We start from the raw sequence: 22,376 nt of genomic DNA on the forward strand, positions 1-22,376 counted from the left end.
CCCCGGGCCGGTCACACCATACGAATCAGCGACCCGCGAAGTACGGGACTAGCGGTTTAGTTCGCCGGGGCGGGGCCAATCCACCAGGCGCGGGGCCAGACCGCCGGGACGGGCGGTTCAGTTGGCCCGGAGCGGGCGGTTAGTTCGTTGACAGGCGGAACGCCGTTCGGCCGAAGGCTACTTGGTCGCCGTCTCTGACCACGGCTGCGCCGATGACGCGGCGGCCGTTGACCGTTGTGCCGTTGGTGGAGCCGAGGTCGCGCAGGACCCACATGCCGCCCTGGCGGCTGAGTTCGGCGTGTACGCGTGAGACGCTCTCGTGGGTGAGCCGCAGGCCGTTCACGGGGTCGCGGCCGATGCGCAGCGCGTGCGCGGTGCCGGGGTGCGGCAGCAGCAGCTTGGGCAGCCGTTCGGCCTGCCAGGCCCTGCGCAGCCGGACCGTGAAACCGGAGACCGCCTCGACGCTGCCGAAGACCGCGCGGGACAGCCGGCTCTCCTTGGGCAGGTCGGCGGTGAGGACGGCGAGCTCGTCCGAGCGGCGGGCGGTGAGCGCCAGCTCCATGCGCCGGATGAACGTGTCGTGCGACAGCCGCCCCATGGCGACGCCGTCACGCAACACCTTCAACGCCCGGTCGCGCTCCGCGTCGGACAACCGCGCGGGGTACGTGTTGAACTCGAATGACGACGTCACGGTGGTGATTGTCGGTCAGTGAACCCCGGGTGTCCAGAAAACGGGAAAGAGGGTGTCTGCGGAGCGCATCGGTCCGCCGTGGAGGACGATGGCGGTGCTACGTCACGGTGAGCAGACGAAGGGGAACCGTCCGTGCAGTTCGAGGTGTGGGCACCGCAGGCCGAACGCGTCACGCTCCAGTGCGACGGAGCCACCCGCGCGATGGAGCGCGATCCGGGACGGGCGGGGTGGTGGACCGGCGAGGCGAAGGCGTCCGACGGCACGCGGTACGGGTTCGCGGTGGACGACGGCCCCGTCCGCCCCGACCCGCGCTCACGCCGCCAGCCGGACGGCCCCGACGGGCTCAGCGCGGTCGTCGACCAGAGCCGGTACACGTGGCGGACCCGGTGGTCCGGGCGTCCACTGGCGGGCGCGGTCCTGTACGAGCTGCACGTGGGCACGTACACCCCCGAAGGCACCCTGGACGCGGCCGCCGAGCGTCTCGACCACCTCGCCGAACTCGGCGTCACGCACGTCGAGTTGATGCCGCTGTGCGCGTTCCCCGGCCGGCACGGCTGGGGGTACGACGGGGTGTCGCCGTGGGCGGTGCACGAGCCGTACGGCGGTCCCGAGGCGCTGAAGCGGTTCGTCGACCGGGCCCACGAACTCGGTCTCGGCGTGATCCTGGACGTGGTCCACAACCACCTGGGCCCGTCCGGCAACCACCTCCCCGAGTTCGGCCCGTACTTCACCAACACGCACCACACGCCGTGGGGCGCGGCCGTCAACCTGGACGCGCCCGGCTCGGACGAGGTGCGCGCCTACCTGCTGGGCAGCGCGCTGGCCTGGCTGCGCGACCACCGGCTCGACGGGCTGCGCCTGGACGCGGTGCACGCGCTGGCGGACACGCGCGCGTACCCGTTCCTGGAGGAGCTGTCGGCGGCCGTGGACGCCCTCGCCGCGCAGACCGGCCGGCCGCTGTTCCTGATCGCCGAGTCCGACCTCAACGACCCGCGGCTGATCACCCCCCGCCGGGCGGGCGGCCTGGGGCTGCACGCGCAGTGGAACGACGACTTCCACCACGCCCTGCACACCGCGCTCAGCGGTGAGTCCCAGGGCTACTACGGCGACTTCGCGCGCGACCCGTTCGCCGCCCTCGCCAAGACCCTCACCGGCGGTTTCTTCCACGACGGCACGTACTCCGGCTTCCGGGGCCGGCGCCACGGCCGCCCGCTGGACCGCTCCCTCGTGCCCGCGCACCGGCTCCTGGGGTACGCGCAGACCCACGACCAGGTCGGCAACCGCGCCCAGGGCGACCGGCTGTCGGCGTCGCTGTCCCCCGGCCTGCTGGCGTGCGCGGCGGCGTTGACGCTGACCGCGCCGTTCACGCCGATGCTGTTCATGGGCGAGGAGTGGGCGGCGGGCACGCCCTGGCAGTACTTCACCGACCACACCGACCCGGAGCTCGCCGAGGCCGTACGGCGGGGCAGGCGGCGGGAGTTCGCGGCGCACGGCTGGGCCGAGGAGGACGTGCCCGACCCGCAGGACCCGGCGACGCGCGAGCGCTCCTGTCTGGACTGGTCCGAGCCGGGGCGCGAGCCGCACGCGCGCGTGCTGGCCTGGTACCGCGAGCTGATCGCGCTGCGGCACGCACAGCCCGACCTCACCGATCCCGACCTGTCCGACATCAAGGTCGCCCACGACGCGCAGGCCCGCTGGCTGGCCTTCCGGCGCGGCGACGTCCGGGTCGCCGTCAACCTCGGCAAGGAACCCGCCGCGATCCCCCTGGGCCCGCGCCCGGCCCGCGTACTCGCCGCCTGGGACCCGGTGACCACCCCGGGCCCGGACGGCCTGCTGCACGTGCCCGGGGAGGCGTGCGTGGTCCTGGAACAGGAGTAACAGGAGTATCAGGAGTAACCCCTCAGGAGCTGGGCGAACTCCGAGGGGCTACTCCTCGTCGTCCGGCGCGCCGTCCCCGGCTCCCTCCCCGTCCTCGCGGAGCTCCGTCACCCGTTCCAGCAGGATCGGCTCCCAGGCCCGTAGCAGCCGGGTCCGTGCGTCGGCGTCGAGGTGCTGCGCGAGGTGGACGACGGTGTCGCAGCGGGCGAGCCACAGGCCGCGCAGGCAGGGGCGGGCGCCGTAGCCGGCGAGGGTGGCGGCGCGGACGGCGGCGCCGGAGCCGACGGCCACGGCGAGCCCGGCGATGTCCTCGGCGGGGTCCCCGATGACGGCGTCGCTCCAGCCGAGGACGCCGCGCACCCGGCCGTCGGCGCTCACCACGAGGTGCTCGCCCCGCAGGGCGTGGTGGACGAGGACGGTGGTGCCGGGCTGCGCGGCGAACTGGGCCGCGCCCGGCGCGGTGAGCTGGTGGAGGCGGGCGGCGTCGAACTCGTCGGCGCGGGCGAGGCGTTCGGCGGCGGCCACGGCCCTGCGGCGCAGCGCCTCCAGGGAGCGCGGGGCGGCGCGCGGCACGCCGAGCGTCTCGGCCTGCCGGGACGGCACCTCGCGCAGCCCCCGGAGCAGCCCGGCGAGGTCGGCCTCGCCGACGGCCGACACGTCGTACTCCTCGGCCGTGCCGCCGGGCAGCCTGGTGTCGAGGGTGTAGACGAGGCCCGGTGACCACTCGCCGTGCGCGACGCCGACCGGCACGGCCACAGGGACGTGCGGGCGGACGAGGTCGCGCAGCCGCAGTTCGCGGCGGCGGCGCACGGTCGCCGCGCGGTCGGGGGCGAGGCGCAGCACATGGCGGGAGCCGACCCACCAGGCGCTGTGCGCGCCGCCCTCGGTCACGCCTTCGGTGACGCCTTCGGTGACGCCTTCGGTGACGCCTTCGGAGACGTCCTCGGTGACGGGCCGTACCTCCGGTCCGGGGCCGCCGACGCCGACCTCGGCGAGGAGGGCGCGGACCAGTCGGCGGACGGTGTCCGCGGTGGGTGTCGGTGCCTGGTTCATGGTCGCGCCGCTGCCGTTCGGGATGGGTGCCGGGGACTCCTGGGGGTGGCTCAGTCCACTATGACCAGCTCGCGGGTGGTGTCGTTGAGCCGCCGGCCGCCGTCCTCGGTGACGGTGACGATGTCCTCGATACGGACCCCGAACCGGCCCGGCAGGTACACGCCGGGCTCCACGGAGAAGCACATGCCGGGCACGAGGGGCTGTTCCTCGCCCTCGATCATGTACGGCGGCTCGTGGGTGGTGACGCCGATGCCGTGTCCGGTGCGGTGGATGAAGTACGCGCCGTAGCCGGCGTCGGCGATGACCGCGCGGGCCGCCCGGTCGACCTCCTGGCAGGCGACGCCGGGCCGCACCGCCCGGAAACCGGCCTCCTGGGCGGCGCGCACGAGGTCGTGGACCCGGCGCTCCTCGTCGGTCGGCTCGCCGACGTGGACGGTGCGGGAGGTGTCGGAGCCGTAGCCGTCCTTGAGGCCGCCGAAGTCGAGGACGACCATGTCGCCGCGCTCGATGACCCGGTCGCCGACCTCGTGGTGCGGGTTCGCGCCGTTCGGCCCCGAGGCGACGATGGTGAAGTCGACCTGGGAGTGCCCGAACCGGCGCAGCAGACCGGCCAGGTCGGCGCCGACCTCCGTCTCCCGGCGCCCGGCGAAGGGAACCTTCCGGATCTCCTCGAACGTTGCATCTGCGGCTGCTCCCGCGGCCGCCATCAGCTCCAGCTCCGCCGCGTCCTTGACGGCGCGCAGCATGGGCAGGGCGTCGGTGAGAGCGGCGTAGGAGCTGGCGGGCAGAGCCCGCTGGAGGCCCAGCAGGTGCATCGCCCAGGCGTTGTCGCTGACGCCGAACCGGCCGCCCGGGTCGAGGAGGCCCGCCGTGGCGACGTAGGGGTCCGTGCCGTCGGTCCAGTCCCGCAGGGTGAACGAGGGGGCGCCGACCGCCTTCGCGGCGTCGGGTGCCTCCAGGGCCGGTACGACGAGGACGGGGTCCCGGCCCGCGGTGAGGACGAGCAGGGTGAGCCGTTCGGTGGCGGCGGTGGGCGCGTAGCCGGTGAGCCATACGAGGTCGGGGCCGGGTGCCACGAGCAGTCCGGCGAGCCCGGCGTCGGCGGCCTCGCGCGCGGCCCGCGCCATCCGGGCCCGGTAGTCGTCGGCGGTGAAGGGCGCGGGGGCGGTGCCGGTCATCCGGGCCTCCCAGACAGGACGTGGCGACTGACGCGTGGCGGACACTGACGTGTGGCGGACATGGTGCCACCGGCGCGGTGACCACGGGCAGCATCCTGCCCGTACGGCGTGGGTCGCGCGAGCCGGTGGCACGGGTTTCGCGCGGGAACACGGCCACCCTGAGGTCGGACGACGTCAGGTGACGATGCCGGGGACGACCATCAGGTGCTGGTACCCACCACTTCGATGACGCACCGTCACCTCCACCCCCTTTCCCGGGCGGACCTCGTCGACGGCCCGCGCGAGGTCCGTCGCCGAGTCGATCCGGGCGGTGCCGAAGGTCAGCAGGACGTCACCGCGCACCAGGCCCGCCGTGTAGCCGGGGCCGGGGATGTGGACGGCGACGATCTTCGCCCCCGCCTTCTCCGCGTCCACGATCTCCAGCCCGAGGGTGGCCTCGGCGAGCCGCGGCGACGCCCCGGCCGCCCCGGCCGTACCGGACAATGCGGACGACGCCCCGGACGCGGAGGGACCACCGCCCCGGCCGGACCCGGCACCCGGCCCGCCCTGCGTCCCCGCCGCCGTTCCTGCCGCGCCCTCCGCTCCCCGCGCCGCCTGCCTCTGCAGTTCGGCCAGTCTGCTCACGCCGATCACGGTCGCCCCCAGGGTGCCGAGTCCGACGCCGGACAGGAGCAGGACGGTGCCGGCGAACAGGCCGAGCAGCAGGGTGGCCGCCCGTCGGCCGCGGCGGCCGGGCACGGCGTGCGGACGCAGCCCCGGGCCGCCCGGCCCACCACCGCCACCGCTACCGCCGGGCTCCTGACCCGGCATGGGCTTGGGACGCAACGCTGTCTGTTCCATGGATCGCCTCCGGCTGGTGCTCTACCCGGCACACCGGCGCACCACGAGCCACGAACGGGTGACAGTCAGGAGATCATCAGGCCCGGAGCGGGTGCCGTCGGCGCGAGGTCCGGCAGGAAGCCGTGGGTGCGGCGGGACAGGAACTCGGACTTGTAGCGGTCGACCTCGCGGTGCCAGTGCAGGATGCCCGCCAGCCAGTTCTGCAGGTCGGCCACGTAGTGCCCCATCGCCGCGCGCGCCTCGGCCGAGAGGTCGAAGTCGTCGTAGAGGACGGGCAGCTCGTGGGCGATGACGTGCTCGAACTGCTCCATGCGCTGGGTCATCAGGTCGTGGACGATGCCCAGCCCGGTCGGGTAGTCGCAGCCGAAGAAGTTCTGCACGACGAGGATCGCGTTGTGCAGCTCGCCCTCGTACTCGATCTCCTTCTGGTAGGAGAAGACGTCGTTGGTGAGGCACGCGTAGTCCACGGCCGCGTTCTCCAGTGCGCGGACCGGGCCGCTGCGGTAGACCTCGGGTGGGATGGCGGGGCCCTGGCCCATGCGGCACAGGCTCAGGGTGAGGTCGGAGCCGAAGGTGGCGCGGCGCATCTCCAGGTAGTCGACCGGGTCGGGGACGCGGTTGAGGAGCTGGTTGGACAGCTCCCACACCCAGCTCTCGGTCATGGCGTCGACCGCGTCGCGCAGGGTGCGCCGCTGGTCGGGGGTCATGCCGGCGGTGGTGCGCGCCCACAGGTCGATCAGGCCGCGCTCCATGCCGTTGACGGGGACGACGGGGGCGTCCTCGCCGTCGACGGGCATGCAGGCCGACAGCCGGGCGGTGGTGAGACGGGCGGCGGCCAGGTCGCGGCGGGCGCCGAAGACCAGCGGGTAGTAGTCGTCGCCGTAGGTGCCCCAGGCGAGCCAGTGTGCGCTGAGGTCGAGGGCCTCCGGGGTGGCGTCCGGGTCGAGGCCGGCCGAGCACAGCGGAAGGTCGTAGGCGGCGAGTTTGTCCTCGTCCCAGACGCCCTCCTCCAGCATGCCCATCTGGTGCATCCACGCGGTCAGACGGGGGCGGCAGGCCTCCAGGTGCGGGCTGAGCTCGACCTGGAACGGCATGTGGAAGTCGGGCAGCAGGGACGGGCCGACCTTCTGGAACGGCACGTGCGTGTACGCGCGCAGGCGTTCGGCGGCGGCCGAGGCGAGCAGCGCGCCGACGTCGGCGGCGGAGGTGCCGGGGCCGGTGAGCCTCTGCCAGGGCGCGTCGGACCTGGCGCCCTTGTTCATGTAGCGGCTGGAGCGCATGTGCCATTCGTGGCCGCCGGACTGCCAGTCCTGGAGCCCCTTGGTGTAGGCGGCGACGGCGAGGACGTCGCCGGGGGTGAGGCCCTTCTCCAGGGCGATCGCGGGCACTTCGGTGAAGGCGGTGTGCTCGAACTGGTGGAGGCGGGAGGTGAGGATGTCGTTGACGGTGTCGGCGGCCTGCTGGGTGGTGCAGCCGAAGAACTTCTCCAGGACGAGCACGCCGTTGCTGTTCTCGCCCTCGTCCTCCACCTCGCGCTGATAGGAGAACAGGTCGTTGCGCAGGTGCACGGCGTCGGAGAAGGTCTCCATCAGCACGCGCAACGGCCTCGATCCGGCGACGGCGGCGGGGACTTCGGCGGTCGCGTACTCCACGAGCCCCGCCGACCAGGGCGCGCCGCCCACCTTGCGGCGCATCTCGATGTACTCGACGGGGTTGGCGATCCGCCCCTCGTTGATGTTGGACAGCTCCCACATCGACTCGTTGAGCAGATGCTCCGTCGCTACGGCGAAACGGCGGCGCCAGTCCTCCGACATGGCCGGCACCGTGCGCGCCCACAGGTCCTTGAGGCCCGCCTCGACCGGGTTCTGCGGCTCGGGCACGGCACTCGACAGGTCGAGCGGCATGAACAGCGGAAGCCGGTCCAGGTGGGCCTTGCCTGCGGCGCGGTCGGGGGTGCGTTTGAACATGTCGAGGAAGTGGTCGTCGAAGAAGAACACCCACACGTACCAGTCGGTGATCAGCGACAGCGCGGGGCCGTCGCAGTCGGGGTGGGTGTAGGCGCAGAGCAGGCCGTAGTCGTGCGCCTCAAGGTCGGCCTGGTCCCAGATCCCGGACCCCTCCAGCATGCCCATGTCGCGGGCCCACTGCGTCGAGTGGGCCCGCGCCTGTTCGACGTGCTGGTTCAGGCGCGCGGGATGCGGCATGTAGAAGTGCGGGAGTTCGAACGGTTGCGTCATGGCCGGGCCCTACCCGGGGGCCCGAACCGCCATCCCCGGCACGGCACATGATCACACCATCGCGTGAATCAACGGAAAGCGGTGAACCGTTCAGGAGTCTCCATGTCTCACTCCCGTACTTGGATCAGCGCGTGAGTGCCGCCGATGCGCCAGGCCTGGCCCTCGGCGGCGACGAGTGCGGCCTCCGTGTCGGCGGTGAGGCCGGTGATCACCTCGGACTTCAGTGTGCGCAGGGCCGCCACCGGGCCGGGGAAGTAGGCGGTGACGTCCGCGAAGGGGGTGGTCGGGGGCCGACGGCTGTCGCCCACCAGGCGGCGGTAGTTGAGGTCGCCCTTGACGATCGTCAGGCCGGCCTCGGCGAACTCGGCCCGCAGGTCGTCCGGCATCGCCGCGTACGGCAGCGGGGCGGCGGCGAAGGGGTGGGCGCGGACCGTCAGGGTGCCGTCCGCCATGGCCGCCCACAGCCGCCGACCGTGGTCGGCGGCCACGCCACGCGCGCCCGTCAGCTTCCGCAGCGCGTCGACGACGTCGGCCGTCGTGGCGTCGGAGACGTAGTACGGGTACGGCTTGACGTGCAGGACGACCCGGCCGCACCGCCCGTGGGCGAGGAGGTGCGAGGCCAGGAGGAGGTCGGGGATCAGCTCACGGCCCGCGTTGTCGGCCACCAGGCACAGGGTGTCCACGCGGGTCCCGGTGCCCGCCTGTGCGCCCGGCAGCAGGGACCACAGCGTCTCGCTGTCGTCGGCGACCAGACCCGGTACGGCGGCCCGCTCCTCGGCCCCGGCGTCGGACAGCCGGAAGCCGAGGTCGGCGCGGTTGCCCCAGAGAGAGCCGTGCAACAGGGCGCGGCCCCGCTCTTCGACCGTGCGGTCCTCGAGGGCGTCGAGCGCGGCCAGTTCCTCGTCCGTCTCGGGGGCGTTGAGCTCGGCGAGCTTGAACGGGCGGAAGGGGTCGATGCCTTGCCACGGGCCGGGGCCGAAGTAGCCGACGGCGTCGAGGAGTTGCCGGTAGAAGTAGCTCTCCGACCACAGCCAGGGAACGTCGAACCAGGAACGGCCGGCGTACGCGTCGAGACCCCAGGACCGCCACCGGTCCCGGTCGTGGGCGTCGGCGGGGAGCGGTTCCATCACGCCCTTGGTGCAGTTCGCCAGCAGCGCGTCCAGGGCCTGGTGGATCTCGGGGCCATAGGGGAACGCGTCCCGCACCTGCCGGATGATCGCCGGGTGCCGTTCGGCCAGGACGCTGTGCGGGAACGAGCCGGGTTCGTCGCCGAGGATCACGGGCGGGGCGGGGGTGTCGGGCATGCCGATCACCGTATCGCGGGGCCGACTCCCCCGGCCCTCCCGACCGCCCCGGCCGCCCTGGCCGACCCGATCGACCCGCCGTACGCACCCCCACCCACTACGCGGCGCCCCTCACACCACCGCCATGATCTCCCGCTCCAGGCGCGCCGCGAGGCTCAGGTAGCGCGGTCGGCGCGGTACCGGTACCAGGCCCCGGATGAGGACGTGCCACATCTCGGCCATCCGGCGGGGCAGTCGGCCGACGGGTTCGCGGGAGCGGCCGACGACGCGGGTGCCGACGAAGAAGCAGACCAGGGAGTGCGCGACGGCGTCGACATCGACGTCGGCGTGGATGTCGGACTCCTTGGCCGCGCTGACGAGTCGCCGGGAGATCAGGTCGAGCAACTCCGCGAAGGGGTGCGGCAGGGGCGGCCGGACCGCCACTCCCCCGGTCGCGAGCCGTAGCCCGGCCCGGGCGATCGGGCCCTCGACCGACAGACGCGTCAGACCGAACGTCAGGCGTATCAGGGCTTCCAGGGAGCAGTAGCCCCGGTCGTCGATCTCGCCGGCGACCCGGCGCGCGGCCTGGGACTGCAACTCCATGATGGCGTGGGCCAGATCCTCCTTGGCCGCGAAGTGGAAGTAGAGGGCGCCCTTGGTGACATGGGCGTGCTCGACGATGTCACTGAGGCTTGTCGACTCGTAGCCGTGCCGGTCGAACAGGTCGGCGGCGGCCGTGATGATCGTCGTGCGGGTTTGTTCGGCGCGTAACTGCCTCGCCATCGACTGGTACTCTCCCGGGCCGGTAAAGAACGGGTCATGCCGTTTTTTCTTACCCAGCGTACACGCTGGTTCACCGTACGGCGATGGTGACCATGTACGCGGGTGCCGCCGACTCCCCCTGCGATCCCCGGACTTGCCCGTGGATCATGGGCTGTCGGGAGGCAGCCTCCCATAGGAAACGTACCGTGGGCATAGTCGAGGAGACCAGCAAAAAAGACGGGTCGCGCGGTTTCTGTGCGCAAACTACCGGAGGACGAAGCCCTGGAGGGGCAGAGTGACACGTGTCATTGAACACCGAGGGAGCGCGGACGCGCCCGGCGAACGGTTGCGGGAAAAGACGAAAAGGCGGGCCGGTCGGTGTCCATCCACACCGGCCGGCCCGCCCGTTCATCGCTCGCGGTGACCGCGAGAGGTCGTTCAGAAGGTCAGCTTCCAACTGTTGAGCTGACCCGTGTCCCGCGCGGCCGTGTCCTGGACGCGCAGCTTCCAGGTGCCGTTGGCACTCTCGCCGGAAGCGTCCACCGAGTAGGTGGTGTTGACGTTGTCGGCGGAGTCCGAGGAGTTGGCCGACTTCAGCCGGTAGGCGGTCCCGTCGGGGGCGACCAGGTCGATCACCAGGTCACCGCGGTAGGTGTGGGTGATGTCGACGCCGACCTGAAGGGTGCTCGGCGCGTTGCCGGTGCGGCCGCTGACGGCGATGGACGACTCGATCGCGGAACCGTTGTCCGGGACGGCGGCCGTGGTGGTGCTGGAGAAGGTGGTGCCCGCCGTGGTGCCGCCGGAGCCGCTCACGGCCGCCACCGTCTTGGCCGCGTCGGCCAGACCCGCGCCGCAGCCGCCGGAGCAGGCGCCGGGCAGGGCACGGGCGTTGGCCTTGATGGCCGTCTCGATCTGCGCCGGGGTCAGCGTGGAGTTCGCCGACTTCATCAGCGCGACCAGGCCCGCGATGTGCGGGGTGGCCATGCTGGTGCCCTGGTAGTAGGCGTACGACTCGGTGGACGGCGTACGGCTGCCGGAGTTCAGCGTGGACAGGATGCCGTTGGCGGTGCCGGTGCTGGTCTGGCCGCCGGGGGCCGAGATGTCCACCAGGGAACCGAAGTTGGAGTAGGACGCCTTGGCGCCCGCACGGTTGGTCGCGGCGACCGAGATGACGTTGTTGCAGTTGCCCGGGTTGTGGTTCGCGACGTTGTCGTTGTCGTTGCCCGACGCCACGACGACGGTCGTACCCCGGCCCACCGCGCCGTTGATCGCGGTCTGGGTCGCGGAGGAGCAGGCGCCGTCGCCGCCCAGGCTCATGTTGATGACCTTGGCGACGTTGCCGTTGGCGGGCACGCCCGACACGGTGCCGCCGGACGCCCAGGTGATGGCGTCGATGATGTCGGAGTCGTAGCCGCCGCACTTGCCGAGCACGCGCACCGGGGAGATCTTCGCGCCGTACGCGATACCGGCGATGCCCTTGCTGTTGTTGGTGACGGCGGCGATGGTGCCGGCCACGTGGGTGCCGTGCCAGGAGGAGGAGCCGGCCGGGACGCCCGAGCCGCACTCGTTGGCGTTGTAACCGTCGCCCGGGTCGGCCGGGTTGCTGTCGCGGCCGTCGCCGTCGACGGAGACCGCGGTGTCGGCGATGAAGTCGTAGCCGCCGACGATGTTCGCGGCGAGGTCGGAGTGCGTGACGTAACCGGTGTCGATGACGGCCACCGTGACGCCGGTGCCGGTCGTCGTGCCCCAGGCCGCGGGAACGTTCATGCCGGCGGTGGACTCGAAGAGGTCCCACTGCTTGGCGTACTCGGTGTCGTTCGGGTCGGCCTTCGGCTTGTTCAGCCGGTCCGGGACGACGTAGGCGACCTGCGGGTCCGCCTGGTAGCGGGCGACGACGTCGGCGACGTCCGCCTTCGTGAGGTCGGCGCCCAGGTCGACCAGGGCGGCGCCGGTGCCCAGACGGCGCTGGAAGTCGACGTCCTCGCCGGCCTCCTTGCCCTTGGCGGCGGCGTCGGACTCGGCGGCCGGGTTCGACTTCGCCTCGGCGGCACCGGACTTGTAGCCGACGATGAGGCGCTCGGCGGGGGCGCCGGGCGCGGCCTCGGTCTGGGCGGCGGGGACGGCGGAGCCCGGGGAGACGGCGTCCGAGGCGGCGACGGCCGAAGCGGTGGAGGCGGCGGTGAGCAGGGCCGCGGAGACCGCGGCGACGGATATCAGCTTCCGTCGCAGGGCGGGGGACGTACGCAAGGGCGTGCCTTTCGTGGCCGGCTCCGGACAGGGCGGAGCGGCGGTCGATTCGCTTCGGCGTCGAAGCGGCAGGGGGTGAATCGAAAGCAGCGCGGAAGGCCGGCCAGCGCGAGCGTCGACCCCGTCGGGGGTTACCTGTGGATCGACTGTGCAGGAACGATAAGCAAAGAAAGAGTCATGGGGATACAGGGGAAACCCTCGATCCGACCAGAAAGCCACCCTTGACGATCAAGTTCGGTCAGAGATCGATTAAAGATCGCCCATTTTCATCCGGAACGTGATCCACCGCTTGGCCCGTCACTCGGTCGGCGGACGAGGGCGCGCTGAACGCGCCGGGACGCGTGCGCGTACTGACGGCTGACCGTTCCCGCGCCGGCCGAGGAGACGTCCCCGATGCCCCGCACCACCGCACAACGCACATACCGCGCACGCCGTACCGCGGCGCTGGCGGCCACCGCCGTGAGTCCGCTGCTGCTGGGACTGTGGGCCGCCGGCCCGGCGCAGGCGCACGGCGCGCCCACGGATCCGGTCAGCCGGGTGTACGCCTGCTCCCCCGAGGGCGGTGCCGACGCGCGGACCGCGGCCTGCCGGGCGGCCGTCGCCGAGAACGGCACGTCGTTCGCCGCCTGGGACAACCTGCGGGTCGCGAACGTGAACGGCCGCGACCGGCAGACCATCCCCGACGGGCAGTTGTGCAGCGGCGGCCTGTCCGCCTACAAGGGGCTGGACCTCGCCCGCGCCGACTGGCCCTCGACCCGGCTGACGGCGGGTGGGACGCTGCGGATGACGTACGCCTCGACGATCGCGCACACCGGCACGTTCAAGCTGTATCTGACGAAGCCCGGATACGACGCGTCGAAGCCGCTCACCTGGTCCGATCTGCCGGAGCGGCCGTTCGCCGAGGTCAAGGACCCGGAACTGACGGACGGCGCCTACCACTTCACGGCGAAGCTGCCCGTCGACCGGACGGGCCGTCAGATGCTGTACACGATCTGGCAGAACACCAGCACGCCCGACACGTACTACTCGTGCTCGGACGTGGTGTTCTCGGCGGCGGCTCCGGCGGGCGGAGCGGCGAGCGGGGCTGGCGGGGCCGGCGGGGCGACGAAGGCTCCTGCCGCGGCCACGCCGAAGGCGAGCGGTACCCCGACCCCGGCGTCCGGCACGCCGGCCACGTCGGCGTCCGCCTCCGCGTCGGCGCCCGCGGCGGCCGATGCCGCTCCCGCGCAGGCCGACGCGGCCGGTGCGGACAGCACGCCGGTGGCGTCCGCCGGCACGGCCGGCTCCGGACCGTCCGCGCCCATGCTGGCGGGCGGCGCCGCGGCGGTGTTGGTACTCACCGGCGGCGCCGCCCTGGTCATGCGGGTGCGTAAGCGCTGAACTCCGTTCTTACGGTGATCAGTTGACGTTGACGCCCGCGCCACCGTCGGTCACCGGGGCGTACTTCGCGGTGAAGTAGCCGTTGGCGAAGCAGAGCGACGAGCCGGACGACTTGGCGAACTGCTGGCCGGTGAAGGTGATGCTGTTGTCGGTGTTGCTGGTCGTACCGGTCAGACTGGCCGCCTGGTAGACGCAGTTGATGCTGCCCAGCAGGGTGCGCAGCACGACCGTGGTCTGGATGACGGAGCCGCTCGCCGGGGTCACCGTGATGGTGTTGTCCGAACCCACGCTGGCGGTGTACGGCAGGTTGTTGACCGTGACGCTGGTGACGCCGAGCACGCCGATCACGTTCGCGGTGCAGGTGCCGAAGGTGTGCGCCGAGAGCGACTCGGTGGCGGTGCCGGGCGCGGTCGGGTTGGCGGTGACGGTGGCGTTGAACCCGGACGAGGCGCAGGAGACGCCGCTGGTGCCGGTGGCGCTGGAGTACAGCGTGGCGGCGGTGCCGGTGGCCAGGGACGCGTTGAGGACGTCACCGACGGCGACGTCGCCGTTCGCGGTCGTCAGCACCGCACCGGCCGCGGCGGCCGGGGTGACGGCCGTGAGCGAGAGCGCGGCGACGGTTGCGGCCAGGGCGAGGAGGGAGCGGGAGCGGGTGCGCATTTGCGGGTGCCTCTTTCTCAAGTGGGGCTTTTGTGCGGGGGAGTTGGGGGGGTTGGAACAGTCGGGGGACGCGGGTCGGCGTCCGCCGTTGCCGGTCCGTGACGCCTTCTCCGTACGTGACGGACCGGCAGCGGTCTCCAGCCGGTGACCGGCAGGAGGCACTGGCGAGTGCTCCGGCAGGGCCGGGCGGAAGGGGCGACCGGTCGCGGCCCGCCGGGGGGAAGCGGCCGTGCCGGTGCCGTGAAGGGATCGAATCTCGGGACCGGGGGCCCGTATTGGCTGAAAAGAGTCCGGGGCGCGGACGGTGTCGCCGCGCTGCGGATCCGGCGCCACGGATCCGGGCTGGGCCAGAGAGAGTTCTAGACCTGAGGGTCCGTCAACGTCAAGACCAATAGCGGAAGTTGATGGCCCGAGGGGCACATCTGGGGGATATATGCGCAGCGGCGCCGCCGGGTGGAGTACCGCCCGCCGCCGCGGGCGGAGCGGGTGACGCATACGCGGCACAAAATGAACACTCTTTTTCCACATCTCCCTTGACCCGCCGCTGTAACCATCGGTAACTTCCTGGGCGGCTACTGCTGCGTAACGAGAAAGGCCTTACGGCTTCCGGGAGTTGTGAGGAGGCGTGCGCGGCAGCCGCTGTCCGCGCCAGGACAACGCGCCACTGAAGCCCAACCCGCACACTCAAGCGCATGGGAGCAGACATGGCCTCGTCCCCGGACGTCACGTCGTCCGCCGGCAACATCCCCGAGAACCCCGAAAGCGGTTCCACAGACAGACGTGGCCGGGTCCGGCTGCGCCGGGCCGCCGTCATGGCGGTGCCCGCCACCTTCGTCGCCGCGGGACTCGCGGTCCTCACCGCGCAGGGCGCCCTGGGAGTGCAGTTCGCGATCTCCGGGATGCCGTTCGTGGTCACCGCCGACCGGCTCGACGGAACCGGCTTCGAGCAGTTCGGCAGCCTGGACAGCATGATCGAGAACAGCCCCAACCAGGGCGACACCGGCGGCCAGGTCCTGGTCGTCACCTCGGTCGTCCAGGACGGCACGATCACCAACATGTGCCAGAGCGTCGACCTCGGCGGCATCCAGCTCATCCTCACCGCCGGTGGCGGATCCAAGCCGGTGAGCGTGTCGAACCTGGCCATCGACTCCGATGTCATCACCGGTGACGCCGAGTTCAACAACATCGAGATCGGCGGCGACGCGAGCACCTTCGCCAAGGGCGGCGTCAAGGGCCCCGAGGGCGTCTACGGGCAGCAGGCCGACAAGGTCGTCATCAAGAAGCTGTACCAGCACAACTACGCCGCCACCGCCGCCGTGTTCAAGCTTCCCGGCCTGCACATGAGCTTCTCCAGCGAGGGCTGCAAGCAGTGAACTCCACCCAGTGGCGGGACAGCTTCCGAGTGTGGCGGGGCCGTCGGCCCTTCGCGGGCGGTCTGCTGCTCGTCCTGGGCGGCGCCGAGATCCTGGTGACCATGAAGGCACCGCTGCCGGTCATCCTGCACGTCGGCATGCAGGGCCTGGCGGGCTACCTCCTGCCGGCCCTGATGGTCCTCTGCGGCCTGCTGATCCTGTTCAACCCGGCTCAGCGGCTGTTCTACTCGATCATCGCGATCGCCGTCTCGCTGGGCACCTGGCTGACGTCCAACATCGGCGGCTTCGTCGTCGGCCTCCTGCTGGGCGCGGTGGGCAGTTGCCTGGCCTTCGGCTGGCTGCCCGACCAGGAGCCGCGCAAGAGCCGCCGTCGGCGCCGCAAAGAGGCACAGGACGGTCCCCTGCCGGGGGCGGGGAAGCCGGCCTGAGGTCGGCCATCCGCCCGCACGTCACTCCACCACCCTCCTTCCGTACGTGGCACGTCAGCACTTGGGCACTTCAGCACTTCGGTACGTCGCTGTCTCACCGGCGGGGCCGACAAGCTGGAGTGCCTCAGTCTTTCTCGGCGAGCACCGCACGGATCACTTGGGAACTTCTTTGCCGTCGTGGGGAGTTCTGCGGATGATCACTGAATTGGGTTTCGACGTGAAGGAGCGACACCGGCATGGTGTTCAAACGGCTGCTCGGGGCGATCGGCGTAGGCGGCCCCTCGGTGGACACGGTGCTCGACGGCGGGGCGGTGCTGCCCGGCGGGGCGCTGTCGGGTGAGGTCCGCCTCCGGGGCGGCGGTGCGGCCGTGGAGATCGAGGCGATCGGCCTGGAGCTGATCGCGCGCGTCGAGGCGGAGCACGAGGAGGGCGAGAGCGAGGGCAGCGTCGTCTTCGAGCGGTATGTGGTCGGGGGCGGCTTCCGGCTCGACGCGGAAGAGGAGCGCAGCGTCCCGTTCACAATCACGGTGCCCTGGGAGACGCCGGTCACCGAGCTGTACGGGCAGCCGCTGGGCGTCGTCCTGGGGCTGCGCACCGAGCTGGCGGTGGCCGGCGCCCGCGACCGGGGCGACCTCGACCCGGTCGCCGTCCGTCCGCTGCCCGTGCAGGAGGCGGTGCTCGAAGCGCTCGGGCAGCTCGGGTTCGGCTTCCACTCCGCCGACCTGGAGTACGGCCGCATCGGCGGCACCGGGCAACGGCTGCCGTTCTACCAGGAGATCGAGCTCACCCCTCCCCCGCGGTACGCGCACGCGGTGACCGAGATCGAGCTGACCTTCCTCGCCACTCCGTCCGACCTGGAGGTCGTGCTCGAGGCCGACAAGCGCGGCGGCCACGACGCGCTGACCCGCTTCACGGTGCGGCATGAGGACGCCCCCGTCCTGGACTGGAACAGCGAGGTCGACGGCTGGATCCGCCGCCTCACCGAACACCGCGAGGCATACGGCGCACAGTCCTACGTCCACTCCACTCCGCACTCCGAGCACGGTTCCGGCATGGGCATGGGCGCGGCAGTCGCCGCGGGCGCGGCCGGCCTGGCCGTGGGGGTCGTCGGCGGGATGGTAGCGGCCGAAGTGGTCGACGAGATCGGTGACTTCTTCGAGGACGAGGACCAGGAGGAGTCGGGCGAGGAAGACTGAGACTGGGGTAGGAGTGAGGCGCCGGGGGGACTGAGGTGCGGTAGAGGGACACCTCCCGTGTGGAACTCGCCTCCGGCGGCACGGGCATCATCTCGGCGTCGGCGAACCGGCGGCCCGGCGCCGACGCCGAGTTGCTGGCCGCGCTTCAGCGGAACTGCGTTCCGAGGGTGGGCTGCTCTTCCGCACCCCACCCGCACCCGCACCCAACCGAATTGACCACCAGTCGACCCCCTATTGACGGTCAGTCAATTCGCGTGCGGACGTACACCTTTTCGGCGTCTCGCCGCCCTTCCACATCACAATGCGGTGGCGGCATCTCGCGCACGTGGTTGCTCACTTGACTACCAGCGGTCACACACGGTTGGCTCCGAGCCAAAGATGTCTGCCGCCGGGGCACACCCCTCGCTTCGGCGCCGTTCTCGCCCCGTCCTCCTGCTCTGCCGCCCAGCGAGGTGCCACCCCCCATGACGACTCCCGCCCCGCGCCTCGCCGCCGGAACTCGCTGACCAGGCAGTTCCCCGCTCCCCCCGCCCCGCTGATCACCCTAGGACGACTATGTCTCCACGGACAGGTGCCCGGCGCCGCCGTCTCGGCTCCATACGTCTCTCCCTGATCCTCCTGGCGCTGGTGCCCAGCATCACCCTCACCGCCATGTGGGGTGTGACGACGACCCAGATGTTCTCGGAGGGGCTGCGGCTGCGCGCGCAGACCGAACTGAGCCGGTCGACCGGCGCCATGGGCACCGAGGCGACGCTCGCACTGCAACGGGAACGCAGCCTGTCGGCCGTGTGGCTGTCCACGCCGGACGGCTCCCGGGCCGCGCTGGAGGCACAGCGCAAGAAGACGGACGCGGCGGTCGCCAAGCTGGCCGCCCGGGGGGACGACATCAAGCGGGCGCCCGCCCGGGTCAAGGACCGGCTGTACTCGGTCGTCGCGTCCGTGGGCAGCCTGGAGTACTACCGGGGCCAGGTCGACGATCCCACCGACATCACCCCCGCCCAGGCGCTCGACCAGTACACCTCGATCATCGACGACCAGATCCACGCCTTCCAGGAGCTGTCCCAGGTCGACGACGGCGACCTCACCTCGCAGGCCGGCCCGCTCGTCGCCCTGGAACACGCGGCCGAACTGGTCTCCGAGGAGGACCTGCAACTCACCCTGGCCGGGCCGAAGCAGCGGATGACCGAGGAGGAGTGGGCCGCGTTCGCGCAGTTGGTGAACACCCGCCGCTGGCTCGTGCAGGACCAGATCGTCCCCCTGCTCGACGGCCCCGGGAAGACCCAGACCGAGAAGATCCTCACGAGCTACCAGTGGCAGATCCTGGAGTCCATCGAGGACAAGGTGCTCGCGGCGCGGGCGACGCCGAGCGACAACGGTGACATCGTGCTGCCGGACGTGCAGAAGGAGTGGCGCTCCGCGCTCATCGACGTCTCCGACCAGTACGCGGGGCTCATCCTTCAGCAGACCGGCACCCTGCTCCAGCACAGCGCGGACAACGCGCGCGAACTGCTCATCAAGGCCGCCTCCCTGAGCGCCGGCGGTCTCGTCGCCCTGCTGCTGTGCATCGGCATGTCCTGGCGGATCACCCGCTCGCTGTCCCGGCGGCTGCGCGGGCTGCGGATGGCCACGCTGAGCCTGGCGCACGAACGGCTCCCGGACGTGGTCTCCCGGCTGGACCGCGGGGAGACCGTCGACGTCGACTCGGCGGCCCCGCAACTGGACTACGGCAGCGACGAACTCGGCCAGGTGGCCTCGGCGTTCAACACCGCGCAGCGCACCGCCGTGCACACCGCGGTCGAACTCGCCGACACCCGGCGCGGGTTCCAGAAGGTCATCCTCGGCATCGCCCTGCAGAGCCAGAACCTGGTCAACCTCCAGCTCAGCAAGCTCGACTCGCTGGAACGCCGGCACCAGGACCCCGACGTCCTGAGCGGCCTGTACGAACTGGACTCCACGGCAAGCCAGTTGCGCCGCTACGAGGAGAACCTCGTCATCATCAGCGGCGGCCGGCCGGGGCGTAGCTGGTCGGAGCCGGTGGGGCTGGTCGACATTCTACGCAGCGCCGTCGGGGAGGTCGCCGAGTACCAGCGGGTGGAGGTGCACACGGAGGAGGAGGTGTGCATAGCGCCGCCCGCCGTGGCCGACGTGATCCATCTGCTCGCCGAGCTGATCGACAACGCGACCTCCTACTCGCCGGCGCCCAGTCCGGTCGGGGTGCGGGCCGCGCTGGTGGCCCGGGGGCTGGCGATCGAGGTCGAGGACCGGGGCCTCGGCCTGTCCGGCGACGACTACGTCTCGTTCAACGCGCAGTTGGCGGTCGCTCCGAAGTTCGACGTGGTGGCGCTCGCCGACGACCTGCGGCTGGGCATGTTCGTGATCGCCCGGCTCGCGACCCGGCACGGCATCTCCGTCACCCTGCGCCCCTCGCCGTACGGCGGCACCACCGCCATCGTCCTGGTCCCGCACGACATCGTGGTCCGCGAGGCCCCCGGCTCCGAAACCCCGGCGGCCGACGCAGGACGCGTACCGGTGACCACCGGATTTCGGACCGCCCAGACCGTGACCGGCCCCCGGGAGCGCGAGCACGGACCGGAACAACGCCCGGAGCACAGCAGGTCCGCCCCCGAACGCGACCAGCCGGCCGCCCCGTCCCCGTCCCCGGCCTCGCCCTCCCCGGCGGGCGGTAGGTCCTCGGCGAGCCCCGCCCCGCTCCCGAGGCGTACGACGAAGTCGGCGGCGCAGGCTCGCGGAGTCGGTCACGGGGCGGCGACGGTCCGGGCCACGGGCCCGACCACCCGCGCCGCCGGCCTCGCCCCGCTGCCCCGCCGGGTCCCGCAGACCAGCCTCGCCACCGAGTTGCGCGAGGAATCCGCGTCCGCAGCGGCCGCCGAGGGAGACGGTTTCCCGGACGACGACTTCAACGCGGAGCGTGCGGCCTCTTCCCTCGCCGGGTTCCAGCGCGGCACGCTGCGGGCACAGACCGACACCGACACCGACACCGACCCCTTCGGCTCCGGCACCGACACTTTCGGCACCGACGGCTTCGGCTCCGCCGCCGACGGCTTCCGCTCCGACGTGTCGCTGTCCGGACCGCAGGACACGTCCGCCGAGGAGGCAGCCCCCGGACCGCCGGTCACCGCCGCCGGCGCCGCCCAGAGCCCCACCCCGCAACCCCCCACCGACCGCTCATGAAGGACAACCCGATGACACACTCCATCCCCGGCACGAACACCCAGCTCGACCAGTTGCTCACCGGTCTCGTGGACCGGGTCGCGGACGTGAACCAGGCCGTCGTCCTCTCCGAGGACGGGCTGGTGGTCAGCAAGTCCACCGGCTTCCTGCGGGAGGACGCCGAGCGGCTGGCGGCGACCGCGTCCGGCCTGATGAGCCTCAGCAAGGGCGTCAGCATGGACTTCCGCGGCGGCCCGGTGCGCCAGGCCCTCATCGAGATGGCCAACACCTACCTGATCCTGACCTCGGCCGGCCCGGGGGCCCACCTCGTCGTGCTGGCCGGGAAGAACGCGGACGTCGGCGTGGTGGCGTACCAGATGAACATGCTGGTGAAGAAGATCGGCGAGCACCTCAGCGCGGCACCGCGGGCCCATGTCGGTCCCGCCGTCCGCACCAACGGCGGGTGAGGTGAGCGTAGGCGACGAAGCGGGCCGGCTCGTCAGGCCGTTCACCCTCACCGGTGGCCGGACCCGGCCCAGCCGCGCCGACTTCACGCTCATCACGACGGTGACCGCGGTCGACCCGCCGCCCCCGCGGGTCGCCCGGCCGCAGCCGGAACGCGCCCGCATCCTGCGGATGTGCGCCCGGCCGCTCGCCGTGGCGGAACTCGCGGCCCACCTCGACCTGCCGGTGAGCGTGGTCGTCATCATGCTCTGCGACCTGCTGGAGGCGGGGCTGATCACGGCCCGGCCGCCCCGTCCCGTCAGCCGCGCCGGGGACCTGGACCTGCTGCAGAAAGTGAGGGACGGCCTTGGCCGGATCTGATCCCACCACTCAGGCACCCGACACCGTGAAGATCCTCATCGCGGGCGGTTTCGGCGTCGGCAAGACCACCATGGTCGGGTCGGTCAGCGAGATCGCGCCGCTGCGCACGGAGGAGCCGCTGACCATCGCCGGGCTGGAGGTGGACGATCTGAAGGGCATCGAGGAGAAACGGTCCACCACCGTGGCCCTCGACTTCGGACGGATCACCATCAGCGCCGACCTGGTGCTGTATCTCTTCGGCACGCCCGGCCAGCAGCGGTTCTGGTTCATGTGGAACGACCTGGCGGTCGGCGCGCTGGGGGCGGTGGTCCTCATCGACGTGCGCAGACCGGAGTCCAGCTTCGCCGCGATCGACTTCTTCGAGCGCCGGGGCATCCCCTTCGTCGTCGCCGTGAACGGCTTCGACGGGTCGCATCCCTATCCGACGGAGGAGATCAGGGAGTCGCTGACGCTGCCGCCGCACGTTCCCGTGCTGTTGTGCGACGCGCGGGAACGGGAGTCGTGCCGGGACGTGCTGATCGCCCTGATCGACCGGCTGATCGACGACGCCGACGAGATGGGCCGCCACCCGAGCCCGGCCCACTGACTGCGCGGCATCGTCAGCGGGCTCCCGTCGCGCGCAGTGCGTCGGCGGTCTCCGGGTGGGGTCCGGCGGTCGCCCACTCCAGCGGCGTCCGCCCGGTGCCGTGGTCCTCCCGGAGACCGGGGTCGGCGCCGTGGGCGAGGAGGGTGCGGACCGTCTCGGTGTGGCCCCAACAGGCCGCCGCGCACAGGGGTGTTCCCTCCGCGCCGGGGCCGGCGCTCTCGGCGTCGGGTGGCGCACCGGCCGCCAGCAGGCTGCGAGCGGTGTCGGCGGAGCCCTGAACGCAGGCCGCGTACAACGGAGTCGTGCCGTCGGCGTCGGCTGCCGACGGGTCCGCGCCGGCCCGCAGCAGCCGGTCGACCTCGGGAGCCGCCCCGGACATCGCCGCCGCCGTCAGACGCTTCGTCAGTTTCTTCCGCCGACGTCGGTTCACGTTCCGCCCCCGTCGTGGTTCACGGTCGCCGAGACCGACAACCCGCGCACGGTCACCGCGACCGGCCGCTCCCCGCGCACCGCCGACGAGCGCGATCAACTCGCCGACGGCGTCAGCCACTTCGGGCCGGGTGGTGTCAGGTCGGGCCGGATGGTGTC

Annotated in this window: 19 protein-coding genes; 9 read left to right on the top strand and 10 right to left on the bottom strand. The window is 71.9% G+C overall.

The features are described 5' to 3' along the window. Positions 1 to 139: 139 nt before the first annotated feature. The gene (locus tag BMZ82_RS15700; protein ID WP_093776056.1) at positions 140 to 691 is read right to left on the bottom strand and encodes an FHA domain-containing protein; all 552 of its coding nucleotides are present in this window, start codon (positions 689 to 691) and stop codon (positions 140 to 142) included. A 132-nt stretch (positions 692 to 823) separates the two neighbouring features. On the opposite strand from BMZ82_RS15700, the gene treZ reads away from it, so the two are divergent. Then, positions 824 to 2,569, top strand: a complete 1,746-nt coding sequence (gene treZ / locus BMZ82_RS15705; RefSeq protein WP_093776058.1) for a malto-oligosyltrehalose trehalohydrolase — start codon at positions 824 to 826, stop codon at positions 2,567 to 2,569. Positions 2,570 to 2,617: 48 nt separating this feature from the next. On the opposite strand, the gene BMZ82_RS15710 is transcribed toward treZ, so the two are convergent. The 7 genes from BMZ82_RS15710 to BMZ82_RS15740 all read right to left on the bottom strand — a co-directional run bounded on the left by BMZ82_RS15710 (position 2,618) and on the right by BMZ82_RS15740 (position 12,169). After that, complete coding sequence (locus BMZ82_RS15710; protein ID WP_093776060.1) at positions 2,618 to 3,622, bottom strand: aminoglycoside phosphotransferase family protein; 1,005 nt, start codon at positions 3,620 to 3,622, stop codon at positions 2,618 to 2,620. 50 nt (positions 3,623 to 3,672) lie between these two features. Next, positions 3,673 to 4,800 (bottom strand): aminopeptidase P family protein, encoded by a 1,128-nt coding sequence (locus BMZ82_RS15715; RefSeq protein WP_093776062.1) that lies wholly within the window; start codon positions 4,798 to 4,800, stop codon positions 3,673 to 3,675. A 174-nt stretch (positions 4,801 to 4,974) separates the two neighbouring features. Then, positions 4,975 to 5,640 carry a PDZ domain-containing protein gene (locus tag BMZ82_RS15720; protein ID WP_093776064.1) on the bottom strand — a complete coding sequence of 222 codons (666 nt, stop codon included), beginning with the start codon at positions 5,638 to 5,640 and terminating at the stop codon, positions 4,975 to 4,977. A gap of 65 nt (positions 5,641 to 5,705) precedes the next feature. Then, positions 5,706 to 7,877: a germacradienol/geosmin synthase Cyc2 gene (gene cyc2 / locus BMZ82_RS15725; RefSeq protein ID WP_093776066.1), complete on the bottom strand. Its 2,172-nt coding sequence runs from the start codon at positions 7,875 to 7,877 to the stop codon at positions 5,706 to 5,708. Positions 7,878 to 7,984: 107 nt separating this feature from the next. Next, positions 7,985 to 9,181 carry a damage-control phosphatase ARMT1 family protein gene (locus tag BMZ82_RS15730; RefSeq protein WP_093776285.1) on the bottom strand — a complete coding sequence of 399 codons (1,197 nt, stop codon included), beginning with the start codon at positions 9,179 to 9,181 and terminating at the stop codon, positions 7,985 to 7,987. A 111-nt stretch (positions 9,182 to 9,292) separates the two neighbouring features. Then, positions 9,293 to 9,943 (bottom strand): ScbR family autoregulator-binding transcription factor, encoded by a 651-nt coding sequence (locus BMZ82_RS15735; protein ID WP_093776068.1) that lies wholly within the window; start codon positions 9,941 to 9,943, stop codon positions 9,293 to 9,295. Positions 9,944 to 10,360: 417 nt separating this feature from the next. Beyond that, positions 10,361 to 12,169: a S8 family peptidase gene (locus tag BMZ82_RS15740; protein WP_093776070.1), complete on the bottom strand. Its 1,809-nt coding sequence runs from the start codon at positions 12,167 to 12,169 to the stop codon at positions 10,361 to 10,363. Positions 12,170 to 12,562: 393 nt separating this feature from the next. Here BMZ82_RS15740 and BMZ82_RS15745 point away from each other — a divergent pair, with 393 nt between their 5' ends. After that, a complete protein-coding gene (locus BMZ82_RS15745) occupies positions 12,563 to 13,549 on the top strand; it encodes a lytic polysaccharide monooxygenase (RefSeq protein ID WP_093776072.1) in 987 nt (328 codons plus the stop codon). An 18-nt stretch (positions 13,550 to 13,567) separates the two neighbouring features. Here the strand turns inward: BMZ82_RS15745 and BMZ82_RS15750 are convergent, their stop codons facing one another. Beyond that, a complete protein-coding gene (locus tag BMZ82_RS15750) occupies positions 13,568 to 14,209 on the bottom strand; it encodes a Tat pathway signal sequence domain protein (RefSeq protein WP_093776074.1) in 642 nt (213 codons plus the stop codon). Between the two features lie 704 nt (positions 14,210 to 14,913). Between BMZ82_RS15750 and BMZ82_RS15755 the strand changes: the two genes are divergently transcribed. The 7 genes from BMZ82_RS15755 to BMZ82_RS15785 all read left to right on the top strand — a co-directional run bounded on the left by BMZ82_RS15755 (position 14,914) and on the right by BMZ82_RS15785 (position 21,788). Continuing rightward, complete coding sequence (locus BMZ82_RS15755) at positions 14,914 to 15,582, top strand: DUF6230 family protein (protein ID WP_093776076.1); 669 nt, start codon at positions 14,914 to 14,916, stop codon at positions 15,580 to 15,582. Next, positions 15,579 to 16,010 (top strand): DUF6114 domain-containing protein, encoded by a 432-nt coding sequence (locus BMZ82_RS15760; protein ID WP_093776078.1) that lies wholly within the window; start codon positions 15,579 to 15,581, stop codon positions 16,008 to 16,010. Before BMZ82_RS15755 ends, BMZ82_RS15760 begins: the two co-directional genes overlap by 4 nt. Before the next feature lie 236 nt (positions 16,011 to 16,246). After that, complete coding sequence (locus BMZ82_RS15765) at positions 16,247 to 17,206, top strand: sporulation protein (protein ID WP_093776080.1); 960 nt, start codon at positions 16,247 to 16,249, stop codon at positions 17,204 to 17,206. 555 nt (positions 17,207 to 17,761) lie between these two features. Beyond that, complete coding sequence (locus BMZ82_RS15770; RefSeq protein WP_093776082.1) at positions 17,762 to 20,398, top strand: sensor histidine kinase; 2,637 nt, start codon at positions 17,762 to 17,764, stop codon at positions 20,396 to 20,398. Positions 20,399 to 20,409: 11 nt separating this feature from the next. Continuing rightward, the gene (locus BMZ82_RS15775) at positions 20,410 to 20,844 is read left to right on the top strand and encodes a roadblock/LC7 domain-containing protein (RefSeq protein ID WP_093776084.1); all 435 of its coding nucleotides are present in this window, start codon (positions 20,410 to 20,412) and stop codon (positions 20,842 to 20,844) included. A 1-nt stretch (position 20,845) separates the two neighbouring features. Continuing rightward, entirely contained in the window at positions 20,846 to 21,202 is a 357-nt protein-coding gene (locus BMZ82_RS15780; RefSeq protein WP_093776086.1) for a DUF742 domain-containing protein, read from the top strand. Continuing rightward, a complete protein-coding gene (locus BMZ82_RS15785) occupies positions 21,189 to 21,788 on the top strand; it encodes a GTP-binding protein (protein WP_093776088.1) in 600 nt (199 codons plus the stop codon). Before BMZ82_RS15780 ends, BMZ82_RS15785 begins: the two co-directional genes overlap by 14 nt. A gap of 13 nt (positions 21,789 to 21,801) precedes the next feature. On the opposite strand, the gene BMZ82_RS15790 is transcribed toward BMZ82_RS15785, so the two are convergent. After that, entirely contained in the window at positions 21,802 to 22,218 is a 417-nt protein-coding gene (locus tag BMZ82_RS15790; protein WP_093776090.1) for an ankyrin repeat domain-containing protein, read from the bottom strand. Between the last annotated feature and the right edge of the window lie 158 nt (positions 22,219 to 22,376).

The organism is Streptomyces sp. yr375 (assembly GCF_900110755.1).
Classification (GTDB): domain Bacteria; phylum Actinomycetota; class Actinomycetes; order Streptomycetales; family Streptomycetaceae; genus Streptomyces.